The following is a 16,476-nucleotide window of genomic DNA, read 5'->3' as shown; positions in this document are numbered from 1 at the left end:
GTTGATCGATTGTGGCTAGGCCGGGGCGTGTCTGCGCCGCATTTGTGCCCAGTCGATGACGGGGCGCGGGCCGTCACTGATCGGGGCCGGACACAAGCGCGGGACTGCACCCCGGGCGGCTTCCAGCCCCGCCTCATGCGACTCACCGGCCTTCACATGCGACGCATACGCACTACGCCACGCCGCGATCTCGGCAGGTGTGGCACCGGCAGGGGCGGGCGGGAAGAACTCGGCGGCCTCGCGTTCCTTCTTCGCGACCCGAAGCGCCTTGAGGAAGACGGGGACGGTCAAGAACTCAACTTCATAGTCGCCGGTAATGATCGCCTCGCACGCGGCTTTCACGTCCGCGCCTTGTGCCCCGGTCTTCTCGATAGCCGCCGCCCACACCGACACGGCTTCACCATCAGCCGCGAGCGCTGCGGGGATGAGGCGGGCGGCTGCGAACATGCGTAGAACGCCTACAGCGTTGGTGTGGCTGTTCATCCGATGGCCTCCCACGCGTCGATCTCGACAACTTCAGGCCCGCCGATTTGGGGATGTTGGGACTCGACCGCGTCGGGATCGTTGAGCCAATTCGTGAACCATGTCGAATCGAGCGGCCCGGCAGTGGCGGGGGTGGCGGATACGTGGGGTTCGTCTAGCCAGCGTTCACCGTTCAACCATGTGGCCGGGTATGCGAAGGCGCGTCCGAGTTGGCGGCATTCGGCCGTATAGGCCTCGATGGCGTCGATGAGTTCGCTAGCCGTGGCCCCGTTGTTGCGGGCACGCCTGTAGGCGCGGTAAGCGGCTTGGCGGGCTTTGTGGAGCGGGTAGGCCTGATACCACGTCATGAACTCGTCGCACTGGCTGGCCTCGCGCGGCCACCGAGTACGCCGGGACCTGTGAGGCGTGTGGGTGGTTTCGAGTCCGGGCAGTGCCGGGACGGTGTCGAGGTCTTGGCGCTGCGTCATGGTCGGCTCCTTCCACGCGTCGCCACACGCGGCCCCCCGTTGGGGGCTTTAAGGGGGGTCTGGTTCTCTTCCTGGTTCTTTTCCTGGTTTGGGTTACCTGAGGTAACCATGGCGGTGACCTCAGGTAACCATCGCGGTGACTTGAGGTAACCACCCCTCGACGTGTCGACAACGGTCGCGGCGGGGGTCGCGGACGTCTTGACGGGTGCCCCGGTGATGTGTCGCGTCGGCGTGGTGGCGGCGGGTTTGGCGTCGGCGTCGATGACGCTGAAGCGCCGCTTCAACCGGGTGCGGATCGATTCGCCTGCGGCCGGTGTCGCGGTGGCGGGCCGCCGTGTCGGCGCGGGCGTAGTGGTGCCCTCGAGCGCGGCCGGAGCCGGGGCGGCGGGGGTGGCGTGTTCAGCCTCGACCGGCGCGACCTGTGCGGTCTCGACAGTCTCGACGGGGTCCACGGCCGGCATAGCGTCGTGGCGCGTCTCGGTCGCGGTCGCGGCGTCCATGTCGTGCCAGATGTACCTATTGGCCCGCATATGGCCGCCACTCGTGATCGATAAAAAACCCGCTTCCTCCAGCTTGCGCACAGCCGACACGGCTACGGCCCGCTTAGAAATCCCAGCCTCGATGCACAGACGCGACAGGGACGGCCAAGCCATCTGCGTGTGATGGTTGACGTGCCAGGCCAGTTTTGAGGCAATCGCGTATTCGGCCGGCGTGAACACGTGCGGATGCTCGTTAGTCCACCTGATGAAATCCCCGACAGCACGGTATGACATGACCGCGGCCCCCTATCCTTGGTCCTGCGTGTTCGCGCTGAGGTAGCGCACTAGGCAGGCGTCGAACTTGGCGTATTCCTCGCTGGTGGCAAGGTCGTCAAAATTGTTGGTGCGCCCCGACGTGGCATAGTTGCAGCCACTCGCAATCATGTCGTCGGGCAGGCCCGCGGCGATGGCTTCGCGTAGGTGTTCCTCGGTCATGTGGCGTGCCCAGTCGAGTTCGGCAGCTTCGCGACTACTCGCCGATGCCCCGCCCGCGTCTTGCGTCTCAACAGTGTTGGCCGGGGCGGCCTCACGAGGCGTCGCTGTTGCCTCGCGGCGTTTGGATCGGCGGACCTGGGCCGCGACGGGAACCGCCTCGACCGTGACAGATTCAGGCGCGAAACTGTCGACTTCTTCAGGCGTATACGAGAACCCGCTAATGGCGTCGGGTGCCCACGTGCGGGCGGCCTCCGAGATCGCACGGGCCTTCAACATGGCGGCCGGGTATTTACGCCACGCATCAGACTTGGTCAGTCCTGCGCGTTGTGCCCGCTCCATCGTCCACACGATCGGATCAGGCACATAGTCCGGATCATCACTGCGGATAATCACGGCCTCGGCGCGTTCGTCGTTGCCGCTAACACGGATCTTGTGGCCGGCACGGCGCACGAGCGCGGACATGAATTCGGCAGAGAGTGCGGGGCGGCCCTTGATGACGTTGATCGACTGGATCGCCTGCATTGGCGAGACCCCGAGGGCTTGGCCGGCCTCGACCGCGACTAACACGTTCGCGGGTTTGCCCCGATAGGCTTCGGGCAGTAGCGAGGACTTGGCGAGTTCGCCCGCATAGGCCAGTCGGTCATCGAGCGGGGCCGTATAAATCGTGATCTCGTTGGTCATAGCATTCCCCCTATGTCTTCGGTGTCGGGCCGGTACCATCCGGGCAGGCCGACAATTTCCGGGCAGGTGGTTTCGCGGGCTTGAAGTGAGGGCCACGAATCGAAGAATTGGCAGTTCATCCACTTCGCCAATGCGTCTCTATTCATGTCCCGCCCTAACTCGATTGCGACCGGGTCTAGTTCGTAGACTGCACACCTGTAGGGGGCGGCCTTTTCTTGTACCAAGAATACCATTCGGGCATCGTCGGGGCTTGCTATAATCCCCGCTTCGGTTAATACCATCGGATACCATGCGGCGGCTTGGTGATACCCGAACGTCGCGACGGCTTTAGCGAAGCCGTTAGGGGTCGCGTCTTGGGTGGTTTTATAGTCGACTAACACGACCCGGCCGTTCTCGTCTGGTTCGTCTAGCCAATAGTCGGGGCGGGCTTTCACGCGTGCCCCGCTAGGTGTGGTGGCGATAACCGAGACTTCGGCACGTCCGGGCGCGGTCAACAGGTCGCGTGCTAGCCGGTGTTGCATGATGGCGGCGTGCATTCCCCAGATCTGCACCTGTTCCGCGGCTGTTACCCACGTGTGCGGGGCCGTCTCAACCCACTCGCGGGCGGCCTTGGTGCGTAGGGAATCGAACGGGCACAACGTTAAACGCCCGGGGCCGTCTTCAAGCATCGCATAGTGTGCGGCCCGCCCGAACCTGAATGCGGTCGTATCGGGTTGGGGGTGGAGTTGGCGATAACGGAACAGAGCGGGGCCGCCGCGTTGCGCTAACAAGCGGGCACCCGACGACGACAGGGACGAAGAATCGCCGTGGTATTCGGTGTCGGGGATACCCTCATGTACCCCGATTGGTAAGCGTTTCATCATCGGTTGCGATCTCCTACCAATGCGATAAGCTGAGAAGCGGCATAAGCCATATGCGCCGCTGCTTTCACTAACGCATCTTCTCGCGGCTCGGGCGTTCGGCCTTTCGCCTGTTGGTTCATGCCGTCACCGGTCGCCCCGTGGCTGTTATCTTCCGTGCGGGGCGGCCGGTCTTTTTCATCCGGTTCGCCCTCGCTTGCGGCGGGAAGGATGACGTTTTGAATGTCGCCACCGTTCGCGGCTAGGGCGCGTTCACGAAATCGCGGGTCGGTGAACACGTCAAGCACTTCGTTGATCTGCTGGATCACCGAAAGCGACTTGTTGGGTTCTTCAGTTCGTCACGGAAGAACCCGAGGGCCTCGCTAAGACGGTAGTAGGGGCGCGGCGCGTTGGGACGCCAGGTCGTGTTACACATCGTCGGCGGGTGAAGTTCGTGCCAGTCGCTTGTCGTTCCGCAGTTGTTGATGAGGGTGCGCACTGCGTAGCTCGGCAGGTAGGGGTCCCACTTGCCGGCGGGGCTGTAAATGTTGTGCTTCTCGTAGCGGGCGATCGGGTAGATCATGGGATTCGGCATTGGGGGTTCCTTAAATGTCGTGGTCTTCGGCAATCTCGTGCTCGATGATGACGATCGCGAGCGGGATGAGGACGAAGGCGACGCCGGCACCAAACGAGGCGGCGCACAGGGCGATGAGGTTCATGACTAGTTGTCTTTCTGTGTGTGCTGGTAGACCGTGCAGGCGATGACGATCGCGACGACTGCGGACATGCCGCCAATGGCTAGCGAGGCGTCAGAGTGTGCGCCGAGGGTGTGCAAGAGTGCGGCGACGGCTACGGCGAGTAGGGCGGGCAGGGTGACGGCGACGGCCGAGAAGGCAGCACCGATACCGATAAGGCACATGCGTTCTTCGAGCGTGTAACGCCGCTCGGGCTTCGGATTGTTGCGGGTGTTCATTCGTCGACCTCCGTCGGTTCGTCTGCTTCGGTGTCCTTGGCTTCGGCGGCCCACACCTCATCGACCGCGTCGCATAGCCGCCGTTCAAATGGCGTTTCGGTAGGGGCCGGCGGTATGAAAAGCTCGATAACCACGCGGGTAAGTTCATGACGTCGGGGAATGTCTAGTGCCACATAACGCCAGCCGTACCGGTCAACACCAACGTCAATAACTTCGGTTTCGTAGCCGTCGTAGTTGAGGGTCCACGTGTTGTACCGGTGTCCTCCCAGGGTTCCCTCCATACGGGTTCGTCGCTGAGGGTTCTGATCTCCGGCCAGGTTTCAATGGTTGCCTCATCAACCAACAGGCCGCGCCCGCCGTGGTTGCATTTGAGAGCGCCGGCCCATTTGCACTGCCGTGCGGTCTCCTCGACTGCTTCGAGCTGAGAGACCGAATCGGGGAAGACGATATAGCCGGTGCAAATCGCCCCGTTGTAGACGGGGACGCCAATCTTGTTATCGGCGAGGGGGTAGCCGGTGCCGAGCGTGAGGGTCGCGCGCTCAAAATGGATGGTCAACAGGACGCTTTTACCCGAAGGGTCATGCGCGGGATTGGGCAGATCGGGAAGCCTATTGTTGTTCGCTTCGGCGTGTGTGGTGAGCGTGAACGGGACGGGCGTAGTCATCGCGCACCCCCGCGAGCGTGTGCCTCAAGGTCTGCCGCCCAGCAGGCGTTAATCGCTTGGCCGAGTAGCTTGACATACCAACGGTCAAAGACGTCGCACGGCAGAAACGTGTTTTGGCAGGCCCGGCCCTCGCGCGAGCGCGGTACCCCCTTGATCTCGGGGATGTCGAGCCATACCAAGGTCCAGGCGTATTGATCGGTCCAGAGATCGTGGATACGGACCCTGCCATGGGCGGTATCGACGCCATTGATGGCAGCGACGAGCGCGCTCTCGTGCTTATCCAGCTCGAGGAGTGGCCACGTCTTCAAGGTCTGGCGCGTGGCCAAGAGCCGGCGCGGGTGAGGCGTGTCCGAGAGCACCCCCCTCCACGCCCAGTCGCGCTCGGTCTTTCTCACGACCTCGCCCTGAGTGACGTCGAGCGGGTAGACGTCATAGCCGGGACAGTTGCGCCCGTCGTAGGTTGGTACGGCGATATGCAGCCCATCGGGCATGCGATAGCCGGCCCCGACAACGATAGTGCCGAGTTTGAACGGGACACGCAGCAGGGTGCCCTTCCCTGTCATGTCGTCGTCAGGGTGAGGAAGCTCTGGCAGGCTATTGCCAGTCCAATTCGTGGTGCGGGTGGAGGCGTTGGGTTTCATCGGGCACCCCCGGCAGCGTTGGTGAGGGTGCGGAAGATAGCCGGCGTCGGCATAGCGTCAATCCTTGCGTTGTTTGTGAATTCGTTCAGGCGACGCTTTCCACCGTGTTCAGCGGCGGCTAACGTCGGGCGCTTGAACACCCGCACAAACTCGGGCCCGTAGCTTTCCCCCGCGTGGGGTCTTGTATGACTACGCGCCGCCCGACTACCGCTAAGCGGTGGCCGATATGAAAACGCCCCATAACGGCGGGCGTTCCCGGTTTGCGCGGTGTGTTCAGCACCAACACCAACGATAGCACGGGTAGGGCTAATCGTGTCCATATCGCATCTTCTCCAAACGTCGAGACCGACCAAGACAGGGCCGGGGTATCTGGTCATGGCCCGCGAACACTGCGGGCGTGAGGGTCTTATAGGGTGTCGCCTAGCAAGGCTTCGAGATAGGGCACGCGCACAAGAAAACGGCGCGGCGTGGGCTTCAGAGTCGCCTCGGGATGTTGCCTAATCAACCGATAGACCGTCTTCCTCGACAGGCCGCTAATCCTCATGATCTCGGTCGTCGTCAGATAGGCCCGGTCAGCGTATTTCTCAGGCAACCACGCGGGCGCACTATCGGCGGGCGTGAGCCGTGGCGGTGCGGGGCGGGCCGGTGCGCCACGACGCCGGGGCGTCTTCTTGGCGAGGTCCTTGACTTTCAGGATCTCGTCCCAGTCATAGACGCTCGCAGTCGCGGCACTCACGTCAAGGCCTCCCCCACAGGTGCCGCCGCGGCGTTAATGTCGGGTCGCCCGTAGATTTGCCACACCTCGTAACACTCGAGGGCGGCATGTTCAGGCGAACGCAGAGCCGACGTAAGCAAACGCGAAACGTTATCAAGATCGGTACGCGCATCAATCGACATAGCCGGGTTGACATGCTTGAGAGCTTGCGCGAGAAGCCCAGACGCATAAGCGATAGCGCCCAGTTGAGTACGCGTGAACACGGTCGGGGGCGTCTTAACAGTGGGGGCGGCGGTACTCACGCTGCGCCTCCGCTCTTGCGCGGGTAGCCGTACTGATATTCGGCGACCTCGTTTAGGGGAAGGTTCAGGGCTGAGGCGATTCCGGCGACGAGTTGCACGGTCGGGCGGCCGGCGATACCGTCTCGCACGGTTTGCGGGGTTGTGTGGAATGCCCTCGCTAGGGCGGCTTCGGTGAGGCCCATAGCCTCAATCTGCTCAAGCACGCGGTTACTCAAGCGTGCCGGGATGATCTGCTGCGCCATTCGTACCTCCTGGAGCCTACGTTATGCGCTCTGCATGATTTATGCATGTCGCCTACGTTATGCGCGTGGCGCGATGGTGTCAAGCGAATCGCACGGGGTAGGCAATGCGCCTAGCCTGCGCTAGGCTGGATGCATGAAAACGCCTGATATGACGGTGAACTGGTACCGCCGCGTCGCGGACGGGATGACGGTCAACGCCGTCGCAACCGCCGCAGATATGACGCAAAGCACACTAGATAGGCAGATCAAGCGCGGGAACATCCCCGCCCCATCGGTCATAGCGATCGCGCGCGGCCTCGACCTAAATCCGGTATCGGCGCTCGTGGAGTGCGGCTATCTCGCCGCCGAGGAAGTCGCCGGCGACGTCCAAATAATCGACTGGACGACCGTCAGCGACTCGGAACTGTGCGCCGAAGTGTTGCGCCGCATCAAGGACGCGCCGGCGGATCGCGACGAGGCGACTGACGACACGGACAATGCCACGGAAACGGAAGACGTCGAGGACACCGCCCCCGCTCGGCCGCTCACGATTGTTGAGGACCGCGCGGATCGTGTCTCGCCTTCGCAACGGCCGGGCTACGATCCGGAAAAGCTTGCGGCGCTCGCGCCCGGCTACAGCATCGAAGAAGAACGTGAGGGGCGCGCGAACAACCAACCCTAGGCCGACACGTGTACGACCCGGCGGCGTGACAGCCGATAACACTTACCGGACCGTGTTAGGTCTCTAGTCCCTTCGCGGTGGTTGTCCTAGCGGGTGTGCGCAGACGCTAACCCGTTCGGGGCCGGGTGCGCCGAGACGTAGCACGAGGCCGCCCGGGGTTTGGTCGATAAGTTTCGTGAAGTCCTCGACGGTTGCGGACTCGCCCTCGGCTAGGCTTGCTTCTTCAAGCGTGAGGGCGTCTACGTCCGCCGGTGAGGGGTCGAGAAACGGCAGGACGTGGACGGAACCGGTCGACATTTTTACGAACACGGTCGCGTAGCCGCCGGCGAGCTTGAGGCGGGCGAACAGTTCCGAGACGGGATCGGTGCCGAGGACGGCGATAACGAACCGGCGGCCGTCGTCGTTAACGGCGGGCAGGTCGTAGAGGGTATCGCCGACGAACTTAGCGATTTCGTTAGTGAACTCGGTGGCTTCACTCATTGGGCTTCATCCTTGCGTGCGAGTGGACCCGGACCGGCCCGGCCGGCGCGAGCGCGGCGGCGTGTAGCGTGAGGCCGCCCGGTGTCTTTTCGACCATTTCCGCGAGCGCTTCGACTGTTGAGGCCTGTTCGGTGCCGTCGAGCGTGAGGGCGCGCGTGGCGGCGGTGGCCGTGTCGGGTTTGGTGAACGCGAGGACGTCGACCGTGCCTGAAAGGCGTTTGACGAAGACGGTCGCACAGCCGCCGGCGCTCTTGAGCTGTGCGAACAGTTCGGCGGCGGGGTCGGATCCGAGTAGGGCGATAACGCATCGTTCGCCGGCGTCGTTGATCGCGGGTAGGTCGTAGCGTGTGCGGCCGATGAACTTAGCGACGTCTACGCGGAAGTCTGTAGCCGCGCTCATTGCGTCTCGGCTTTCCTGCTGGCGTCTTGCGCGGGTGGCGTATAGCGGCGGGGGCTGGATGCTATCCGCGCTGCGCGTATGAGGCGGGCGCGCTGTATGGCTGTGCGTTCTTCCATCTCGCGGCGGACGGCGTCTAGGTGCGCCGACTGATTGAGTCGGATGGATGCTAGCGGGCGGGCATGGTGTCGGAAGTCAAACAACGTCATGCCACCCGCCTTCTATCCGTAAGGGGTGTGGCGGCGGTTTCACCTAGCCGTGTCGCGTCCATGCTTTGCCCCTTCGTCTAGCTTGTAGCCTATCGGACACGCGGGGCGGGGGCCGGGTGGTGTCGGCGTCCGTGTTCGTCCCTGTGCCGCGCGTGTTCGTCTCTTCGCTCCATCGCGTCTCATCGCGGCCCATCGGTGCCCGGTCGCTGCGCTGTGCGCCTCGTGTTAGGCCGCGAGCGCTGAGAGTCGATAAGGCCGGGAAAGATGTCGGCGCTCGCCGCTAGCGTTGTCGCTATGATCCTTACTCCGTCATGGATGCATCAGCCGCGCCCCTACACTGTCGAGACGTTGCGGCAGTGGTGTACGCGTGAGGGCGTGTCTATCGTTTACGACTCGGCCCCGGCGGGTCGTGTTGGCCGTTATTGGGGGTCGTGGGAAGCCGAGACGGCGACGATATGGCTGCATGATGGCCTCGATGTGGATTCGCCGGCGTTCCTTGCCACGCTTGCGCATGAGACGGTTCATGTGGCGTCGGGGCATGACGGGCACCAAGCGCCCGGGATTGAAGCGCGGGTTAATGAGTTGGTTGCGGTGGCGTTGGTTGATCGTGAGCGTTACGCGTTTTGGGAAGCCGAGTACGGCGGGCATATTGGCGGGATCGCGGACGGGTTGGATCTGCCGTATTGGGTTATCGCGGCGTTTCGGGGTTTTCTTGCCCGGACGTATCGGCCCGGTTGTGTGGTGGAGTCCACACCCCACCAATTAGGTAGCCTGAATCAGTTCACGTAAAATAGAGGTGTGAGCGAGGGAAGGCCCTCGCCAGGAAAACAGAAAGGGGGAAACCGGAATGACAGCCCTCATCATTGTGGCCGCGGTTCTCGGAATCGTCGCCAGCGTGCTGGACATCGTGCAGTTCATCTCGTCGCGTCGCGACAATGATCGCTAGATGATCTAGCCCAGGGGGCCGGAAGTGAAAGAAGCACCTCCGGCCCCCGTGGAGGGCAGTCTACCGGACTCGACATGAAACCCGACAAGAACACCAGCCCCGTTCTTACGGGAATCGCCGCGGTGTGTATGGCGATCTGTGCGGGTGCGTGCTACTACGACGGGCAAACGACGCCCGCCGTTCTCAGCACCGTGGCGTGCGTGCTTGAATTGATCGCTCTCACGCTGCGAATCACCGCCCGACGCGGACAAGGGGGCACGAAGTGATGCCGACAGGGAAAGGCCAGCGCGGTAAGGAAACGCTACTGTCGACGGCTGACGTGGCCGCCGTTGCGGGACTGTCGCCCAACAGCATTCAGTCCTACTATCACGCCGGCTACATGCCCCAACCCGACGTAACGATTGGCGTCGAGCGGGCACGTATGCACGGATGGCGGCGCGAGACCATCGACGAGTGGCTGGCGAACCGCCCGGGGCGCGGACGGCGTCCCAAGGCCGAGGACTAGACGCGATCACGGGCCGGGGCGCGCGAGTCGAGGGGGATACCTTTCGCCGCGCGCCTCGGCCTAGTTTGAATGCGGCCCCAAACGGGACCGCGCGCCGGATAGCGGCTATAGAGCCAGTCCGGGAAGACGAGTGCGAGCCCAGAAACTCAGCCCGCCTTCGTCACCATCGTAGCAACCGGCGCTGAGCGTGGCCGAAGTCCTGGAAGTGGCGAGGCTCCGCGAACGCGTCCCGCTCCCCTACCGGGCACCGTCATACGGTCCGCCATCGGGTACGGGCCTTAGCGTTTTCTCATAATTCCAGGTCAGAGACGTTGGCGCGGTAGTTCCCCCTACCTCCGCCAAGAGGACCGCGGGATCGCTACGGTTCGGGGATTCTCGCGCCACAAACCGAGCACCAAGATGCAGTTCGTCGACCATGGCGCACCTAAGTACCAGCACGACGCGCCACTTGGTGGCCGACACGCTCCTGAGATAGACTGGCGGCGATCCTCCACGTGGCGGCATCGTTCGAACCTCCCCAGGGCCGGAAGGCAGCAAGGATAAGGGCGCTCTGTCGGGTACGTGGAGGGTCCTTTTTATCGATTAGGCTGGCGTTGTGAGCATGCAGCAACCGAGGACTCCCCGCGAAACCTACGTGATGCGTCGGCGTCAGCGCGAAACCCTCATCTTCACCTGGCTAAGCGGCGGCCTAGCGGTGCTGGCGCTGATAGGGATCCTCATCGGGTTCATATCGTGCCCCCCCTTCCCTTCTTCACGATTTCGCATCTGGGGACCAGATCGGCCAGGCAGGCGACGTTCCGTGCCCCACCGGCGAAGGACAGCCCGTTGCCCCTGAACGGTCAAGTCACGGTTTTTGAATGGGACGACGCGATCCGGGCTCGCGTCAGTGTTCAGCTGGACTCAAGGAACGTGGTTTTGCCGTCGCCTTCCGCATCGAATGCTCCCAACGACGACATCGACGGGACAGTCGTCATCTCTTCCGGGCCGACGGGGTCATTCGGCTTACACCGTTGCTCTAGCTTTTCCTGATGCCACACTCGTCCTCGACTCGCGGCTGGATCCGGACGTCACCGTCCCATTGGAGCAGGGTATGACCAGATGGTCGCGCCTAATGATTTCCGTAAGAGTCTTGATGCCGGACTCGCCGCCCGCCCGTCGTGCATGAAGGTGTCCCTGGAGTAGACCCACGAGCATATGTGTGAGGGCGGGATGGATCCCGCCCTCACACATATCGTCACGATATCTATTCCTCAAGGTGGCGATGTCGCTTGGCGTAAGCCGGCCCCTCGAGTTCACTCCCCGCCGGTGCCGACGCCGGCGAGGCCTGTTCGAGGTTGGTACCGCGCGCCTTCGAGATAGCCCGCATGACGTGATAGACACGATCGCGGCGGCCGATCCCAGCGCAAATACCGTTAAACGTCGCGTCACGATATGCACGTGTAATCAGCGATCGCGACAATCATGGCAACGGCCGCCGTATTGAGATTTAACCGGATCAGCAAATCCACACGATTTGCACCAAATACGCACCCCCAGCATCCGATCATTCCGTAGAGCACGGTTGCTGCTCCGCCGAGGACGCCAGCGGGGATAGTCGCGATTGCCGCACCGAATTTCGGCAACATCGACAGCACAAGGGCGAAGCCCCAGCGATCATATACGCCGCCGTCGAATACACACGCGTCGCAGCCATTACCCCAATGTTCTCGGCGTACGTCGTCGTGCCCGATCCGCCGCCTGATCCTGCCAACATTGTCGAGAGCCCATCCGCGATGAGAGCACGGCCGGTTAAATCATCGAGATTCTGACCGGTCATCGCGGCAACAGATTTCACATGTCCGACGTTCTCAGCAACGAGAACGAGGACCACAGGAACGAAGAGGGCAAGCGTGCTGGGCTCAAACGTCGCGGCATGGAACTCGGGAAGGCCGACCCACGCGGCCTCGCGGATCGCAGAAAAGTCGACCTCACCCTGCACGATGGCAGCAACGTAACCGATAAGGACACCAATAAGAATCGACAGACGTCCAATGATTCCTTTGAACAGGACGGTAATCAAGACGATTGACACCACGGTGATAATTGCCGTTGTCGGCGCTTCCTTGAACCAGTTATAGGCAGCCGGTGCCAGATTGAAGCCGATCAAACCGACGATACAGCCGGTCACTGTCGGCGGCATGATCACGTCGATCCATCGAGCACCCGCGAAATGAACGATCAAGCCGATGACGAGGACGCATGCGCCAACAGTGATCACGCCGCCGAGTGCATCTGAGGGACCATACGCTTGCGACACCGCCTGGATCGGCGCGATAAGCGCAAACGAGGAACCCAGATACGATGGCAGCCGTCCCGCCGTGATCAGCCCGAATAATGCCGTCCCAATCGCGGTGAAGAACAACGTCGTGTTCGGCGGGAATCCCGTCATCAACGGGACAAGGAATGTTGCCCCAAACATGGCAACGACGTGTTGAGCCCCGATCGAGGTCGTTCGCGGCCATGTGAGGCGCTCGCCAGGAAGCACGACCTCTCCCGGCGGAATGGATCGCCCGTCCCCATGTTTCGTCCAGTGGAAAAGATGACGCGGCGTAGTGCTCACCAAGGCCCCCGATCTGTATCTATGCGCGCTTAGCCCGCTTGAGATGTGTCGGGGTCTTAGCGTAACCGTGTCTGACAGTGAAATGCACACTCGTTCGCTGCACAGCACCACGCGCCACTCGTAACCGTCACATCGCTGGGCTGCGGGCGTGAGCAACGTAGCCACGCTCACTGCTGAGCGTTACCTGTTCTACTCGATTGGTAGGCCCTCCACCACGACGAAAGCTGCGTCGCGTGCACGCACCCGCACCCGCGCAGTATTCATAGCACCCGAGGGCCCTGACGCGCAGCTATCGCCGTCGGCCTCATCTTGCCACGTGTATTCGACGAGTCCGTTGACGATGCGCACCTCGCGTATCCGCGGCCCGCATCGTCCAGAGGACGCTAATGGAGTGAGGACGTTCTTGGCCTCATGCCGGCTCGAATCCCATAGCCACACGTAATACTCCACTTGCCAAGCGTTACCACCGTAACGTGCGAAATCTCGAGACAGCGCGACTACGGCATCCTCATATCCGTCGCCGTCAACGTCTCCATAGATAATGCCGCCATTATGGGAATTCACCTCAAGCGCGGGGATCTCGGGTGAAATGGCACCTGTCTCGTCATCCGGCGAGCATGTCCCATCGACAAAGTGGCATGTATGAATGGCATCGTCACCCTCTTGCATTTTCCACGTAGCGTTACCAAAGTCGAAGGCGCGAATCGCATCGCGTGGTTGGGATCCTGAATCGGTTTGCAGCGGTGCGGACACGGCTTCGCTATCGGCCGCGTCAGCGCCAACGAGTTCAAACATGTGGTTGTTCGTCTGCTGCGGCTGATCGCCGTCATCACCATAGCGCACTGTCACCCCAGCGATTCGTTCCCCATCAAGCGAAAAGATGACGGGGTGGTCATACCGCTTCGTCCACAGTATGCGACCGCTATCGGGATCAAAAGCCATAATCTCATTTACGGGTGCGTCGCGATCTTGCTGACCGTCACCAACCATTGAGGTTGTTGACGCACCCAAGACAACGCCGTCGACCTCGCCGTACACGATATCGGCCATGAGCCGCTTACCATTTTTCTGCCACAACAGATCCGCGGGATCCCACGTCCATCCATCGATTTGCTCAGCAGTCCTGGCCTGACAGGGCAGATTGTTCACTTCCTGACACAATGCCGCTCGCGGATCCTCGAGTACACGGTCAAGATCGGCGTCAATGCTACCGCTGCGCACCGCTTCGCGCGATCCAAAATCTCTTCGGAAAATAGCTGCCGTGACCTGGTCACGATTCGTCGCGTCGCTGATCAGCGCGAGACTATACACTGCGTCCCGAGTCGACCCAACCGCTAGCGGAAATGCAGGTTCTGGCAACTGCGCAGCCCCCACCGTTTTCACGCCGGAACGGAGCGAATCCTGCCCCTTCATTACTTTGAGGCCTATTAATCCAAGCATCGCAAGAATGGCAATGGTGATAACGGCGATGATCGCGATCAGCACCGGCCGAGTGCGCTGAGGGACCTGGCGACTTGATGGGGCGACTGCTGACGGTGACGCAGGTTGCTGGGACATATCGTCCTCCTCGAAAAGGGGTCTCCCCTCATCGTAGGAGGTATCTGGCAGACGAGAGCCTCACTCGCACGGGCAGGTCAGGATGTGGCTTTCGGCGCAGTGAAGACCCACGCGGTGCCTCGAAGGCGCCGTAGCACCTCAACGTCCAGACATTCACTAATGTCCAATGCCACACGTGCCCCGTATATGCCTAACGAGCGTCCAATCGCTTCGACGACGTCACCGCTTGACCATCCCAGCGCCGAGAGATCGGCTAATGTCACCGCGCCATCTCGCTTGGCCAAACGTTGTCCATGAGCGTTAACGACCAGTGGCACATGCGCGTACTTCGGCGTTGGCTGGAGTCCTAACAGATGCGCGATATAGGCCTGCGAGGGTGCCGATGGCAGCAGGTCGTCTCCACGGCACACGTGATCGACGCCCGCCCACGCGTCATCAACGACGACGGCGAGATTGTAAGCGACGACGCCATCGCCACGTCTGAGCACCACGTCATCAACCAACGACTCGTATGTTCCGTAGATCGCATCATCGACGTGCCATCGTGCCCCATCGGCACGCAGGCGCAAAGCGGGTTGACGGCCAAGCGCTGCCAATCGACGTCGTCCTCGTTGCCGCGCTGCTTCGTCAAGATCGCGGCATGTTCCTGGATAGAACCCGACGGGGGCGTTAGGTGCCGATGCAGCTTCCCGAATATCTTTCCGGGTGCAGTAGCACTCATAGGTAAGACCTTGTGCAGTCAACTTCGCTAACGCATCGGCGTGGGCTACCGCGCGAGCACGCTGGCTGACGACCTCGCCATCCCAATCGATCCCGATTAAACGCAGGTCGTGTAACTGACGTTCACGCGCGCCCGGTACGACGCGCTCCGTATCTTCCATGCGCAGGTGGAATCGGCGCCCGGAACGGCGCGCCAAAGACCACGCGAGAATCGCTGTGCGCAGATTGCCGATGTGGAGATCACCCGATGGAGTAGGGGCATATCGCCCGCATCCGCTCGCACTCACAAATCTACACCGATCATTAATCGACAAAAGCCAACGTCAATGCCAACGACGTGGCGCCAGCGACCACGCAGGCGATAACGCCAAGCAGTAGCGCGCGCGCACCAGTCGTCACGATCGTCTTCAAATTGACGCCAGCGCCCATCGCCCCCATAGCAATCGTCAGTAGGAGCGTGGCAACGGTATCGGCACCATTAAAGAATGGCATGAGAGTCTCTGGAGAGCCGATAAGGGAACGAATAACAACGCAGATGAGGAAGCCAACGACGAACAGTGGCATGATCGGCGGATGTACTTTGGCGGCGCGGTCGTGATCCACGGGCTCCCCCTCGAGAACCTGCTCGACCTCGCGAGCCTCAAGGCTGGCAGCGTAGCGAGCCGTCGACGCGCGACCTTCGAGGAATCCCATGATGGCGACCAGCGGCGCAAGAAGCACCACGCGACCAAGCTTCGTCACCGTCGCTACGTCCGTCACCTCGGGCGAGATGAACCCGGCAGCCGCGACGACTTGGCCAACCTCGTGGATGGACGCACCAATCCATACTCCCGCGGCCTGAGTGCTTAATCCCATTACGGTGCACAACCACGGCACGACAAGCATGGCGATCGTGCCAAAAATCGTCACGGAGGCGATCGCCGTCGCCGCCGCGTCCTCAATATCTTCGTCGTGCGCATGAGGATCGTAGTCATCAGTCCGGCGGACAACTGCCGACATACCGGCCACGGCAGCCGCACCACAGATTGCCGTCCCCGTCGCCGTTAGCAAGGACGTGGTGTGCGCCACCTTAAGGAGCCGTCCGAGCGCCCGCGTGATAAGGAACGTGAGAACAACCGTGGCAATGATGACCACAATCGGTCCAACGCCCAGCTCCATAACCTGCGGAATCGACAGCCGCAGCCCCAACAGGACGACGCCGATGCGCAGGATCGTCTTTGACGAAAACTTCACTCCGGCTTCCGCACGCGAGGGGATCAAACCAACGTTGCGTACGACGACGCCGAGAATAATCGCACACAGCAATGCCGAGACCAGCGGAACCGCCAGGTTAATTGCGTAAGCAATGGCGGCGATCACACATGACAGCACCACGCCGGGAGCGAGCTGGGGAACACGAGAAAACACACTCACCGTTTTAC

Annotated in this window: 20 protein-coding genes, 1 other RNA gene and 1 pseudogene; 4 read left to right on the top strand and 18 right to left on the bottom strand. The window is 61.9% G+C overall.

Annotated elements, in window-relative coordinates:
• Positions 1-15: 15 nt before the first annotated feature.
• The 12 genes from H8R18_RS01215 to H8R18_RS01160 form a co-directional block, all read right to left on the bottom strand.
• Positions 16-447, bottom strand: coding sequence for a hypothetical protein (locus tag H8R18_RS01215; RefSeq protein WP_191071877.1), 432 nt, complete (start codon positions 445-447; stop codon positions 16-18).
• 32 nt (positions 448-479) lie between these two features.
• The gene (locus H8R18_RS01210; RefSeq protein WP_194189323.1) at positions 480-950 is read right to left on the bottom strand and encodes a hypothetical protein; all 471 of its coding nucleotides are present in this window, start codon (positions 948-950) and stop codon (positions 480-482) included.
• Positions 947-1,723 carry a helix-turn-helix domain-containing protein gene (locus H8R18_RS01205; protein ID WP_194189322.1) on the bottom strand — a complete coding sequence of 259 codons (777 nt, stop codon included), beginning with the start codon at positions 1,721-1,723 and terminating at the stop codon, positions 947-949. The genes H8R18_RS01210 and H8R18_RS01205 overlap by 4 nt, the downstream gene beginning before the upstream one ends.
• A 12-nt stretch (positions 1,724-1,735) precedes the next feature.
• Positions 1,736-2,605 (bottom strand): recombinase family protein, encoded by an 870-nt coding sequence (locus H8R18_RS01200; RefSeq protein WP_191071875.1) that lies wholly within the window; start codon positions 2,603-2,605, stop codon positions 1,736-1,738.
• Entirely contained in the window at positions 2,602-3,468 is an 867-nt protein-coding gene (locus tag H8R18_RS01195) for a PD-(D/E)XK nuclease-like domain-containing protein (protein WP_191071874.1), read from the bottom strand. The genes H8R18_RS01200 and H8R18_RS01195 overlap by 4 nt, the downstream gene beginning before the upstream one ends.
• On the bottom strand, positions 3,465-3,773 hold the full coding sequence (locus H8R18_RS01190; protein WP_194189321.1) for a hypothetical protein: 309 nt from the start codon (positions 3,771-3,773) through the stop codon (positions 3,465-3,467). Before H8R18_RS01190 ends, H8R18_RS01195 begins: the two co-directional genes overlap by 4 nt.
• Positions 3,770-4,039: a hypothetical protein gene (locus tag H8R18_RS01185; RefSeq protein ID WP_194189320.1), complete on the bottom strand. Its 270-nt coding sequence runs from the start codon at positions 4,037-4,039 to the stop codon at positions 3,770-3,772. Before H8R18_RS01185 ends, H8R18_RS01190 begins: the two co-directional genes overlap by 4 nt.
• A gap of 126 nt (positions 4,040-4,165) precedes the next feature.
• Complete coding sequence (locus H8R18_RS01180; protein ID WP_191071872.1) at positions 4,166-4,417, bottom strand: hypothetical protein; 252 nt, start codon at positions 4,415-4,417, stop codon at positions 4,166-4,168.
• Positions 4,418-4,580: 163 nt separating this feature from the next.
• Positions 4,581-5,081 (bottom strand): hypothetical protein, encoded by a 501-nt coding sequence (locus H8R18_RS01175; protein WP_194189319.1) that lies wholly within the window; start codon positions 5,079-5,081, stop codon positions 4,581-4,583.
• Positions 5,078-5,722 (bottom strand): hypothetical protein, encoded by a 645-nt coding sequence (locus H8R18_RS01170; protein WP_194189318.1) that lies wholly within the window; start codon positions 5,720-5,722, stop codon positions 5,078-5,080. The genes H8R18_RS01175 and H8R18_RS01170 overlap by 4 nt, the downstream gene beginning before the upstream one ends.
• A 406-nt stretch (positions 5,723-6,128) precedes the next feature.
• Positions 6,129-6,458: a helix-turn-helix domain-containing protein gene (locus H8R18_RS01165; protein ID WP_191071869.1), complete on the bottom strand. Its 330-nt coding sequence runs from the start codon at positions 6,456-6,458 to the stop codon at positions 6,129-6,131.
• A 277-nt stretch (positions 6,459-6,735) separates the two neighbouring features.
• Entirely contained in the window at positions 6,736-6,981 is a 246-nt protein-coding gene (locus tag H8R18_RS01160) for a helix-turn-helix domain-containing protein (protein WP_191071867.1), read from the bottom strand.
• Between the two features lie 133 nt (positions 6,982-7,114).
• Here H8R18_RS01160 and H8R18_RS01155 point away from each other — a divergent pair, with 133 nt between their 5' ends.
• A complete protein-coding gene (locus H8R18_RS01155) occupies positions 7,115-7,642 on the top strand; it encodes a hypothetical protein (protein WP_191071866.1) in 528 nt (175 codons plus the stop codon).
• Between the two features lie 63 nt (positions 7,643-7,705).
• Here the strand turns inward: H8R18_RS01155 and H8R18_RS01150 are convergent, their stop codons facing one another.
• Entirely contained in the window at positions 7,706-8,122 is a 417-nt protein-coding gene (locus H8R18_RS01150) for a hypothetical protein (protein WP_191071865.1), read from the bottom strand.
• On the bottom strand, positions 8,115-8,522 hold the full coding sequence (locus H8R18_RS01145; RefSeq protein WP_191071864.1) for a hypothetical protein: 408 nt from the start codon (positions 8,520-8,522) through the stop codon (positions 8,115-8,117). Before H8R18_RS01145 ends, H8R18_RS01150 begins: the two co-directional genes overlap by 8 nt.
• A 581-nt stretch (positions 8,523-9,103) precedes the next feature.
• Between H8R18_RS01145 and H8R18_RS01140 the strand changes: the two genes are divergently transcribed.
• The 3 genes from H8R18_RS01140 (at position 9,104) to ffs (ending at position 10,756) form a co-directional block, all read left to right on the top strand.
• On the top strand, positions 9,104-9,517 hold the full coding sequence (locus H8R18_RS01140; RefSeq protein ID WP_194189317.1) for a hypothetical protein: 414 nt from the start codon (positions 9,104-9,106) through the stop codon (positions 9,515-9,517).
• Between the two features lie 422 nt (positions 9,518-9,939).
• Entirely contained in the window at positions 9,940-10,179 is a 240-nt protein-coding gene (locus H8R18_RS01135) for a helix-turn-helix transcriptional regulator (RefSeq protein WP_191071862.1), read from the top strand.
• A gap of 481 nt (positions 10,180-10,660) precedes the next feature.
• Positions 10,661-10,756: signal recognition particle sRNA small type (gene ffs, locus H8R18_RS01130), an RNA gene on the top strand.
• A gap of 666 nt (positions 10,757-11,422) precedes the next feature.
• Here ffs and H8R18_RS01125 read toward each other — a convergent pair.
• The 4 genes and pseudogenes from H8R18_RS01125 to H8R18_RS01110 form a co-directional block, all read right to left on the bottom strand.
• Positions 11,423-12,778 (bottom strand): annotated as a pseudogene (locus tag H8R18_RS01125) (uracil-xanthine permease family protein).
• A 189-nt stretch (positions 12,779-12,967) separates the two neighbouring features.
• Entirely contained in the window at positions 12,968-14,263 is a 1,296-nt protein-coding gene (locus H8R18_RS01120) for a hypothetical protein (protein WP_191071859.1), read from the bottom strand.
• 149 nt (positions 14,264-14,412) lie between these two features.
• Complete coding sequence (gene gluQRS, locus H8R18_RS01115) at positions 14,413-15,342, bottom strand: tRNA glutamyl-Q(34) synthetase GluQRS (RefSeq protein WP_191071858.1); 930 nt, start codon at positions 15,340-15,342, stop codon at positions 14,413-14,415.
• Between the two features lie 16 nt (positions 15,343-15,358).
• Positions 15,359-16,468, bottom strand: coding sequence for a YeiH family protein (locus tag H8R18_RS01110; protein WP_227712828.1), 1,110 nt, complete (start codon positions 16,466-16,468; stop codon positions 15,359-15,361).
• Between the last annotated feature and the right edge of the window lie 8 nt (positions 16,469-16,476).

The organism is Nanchangia anserum, from assembly GCF_015240065.1.
GTDB lineage: Bacteria > Actinomycetota > Actinomycetes > Actinomycetales > Actinomycetaceae > Nanchangia > Nanchangia anserum.
This window is presented reverse-complemented; position numbering and strand designations above follow the sequence as displayed.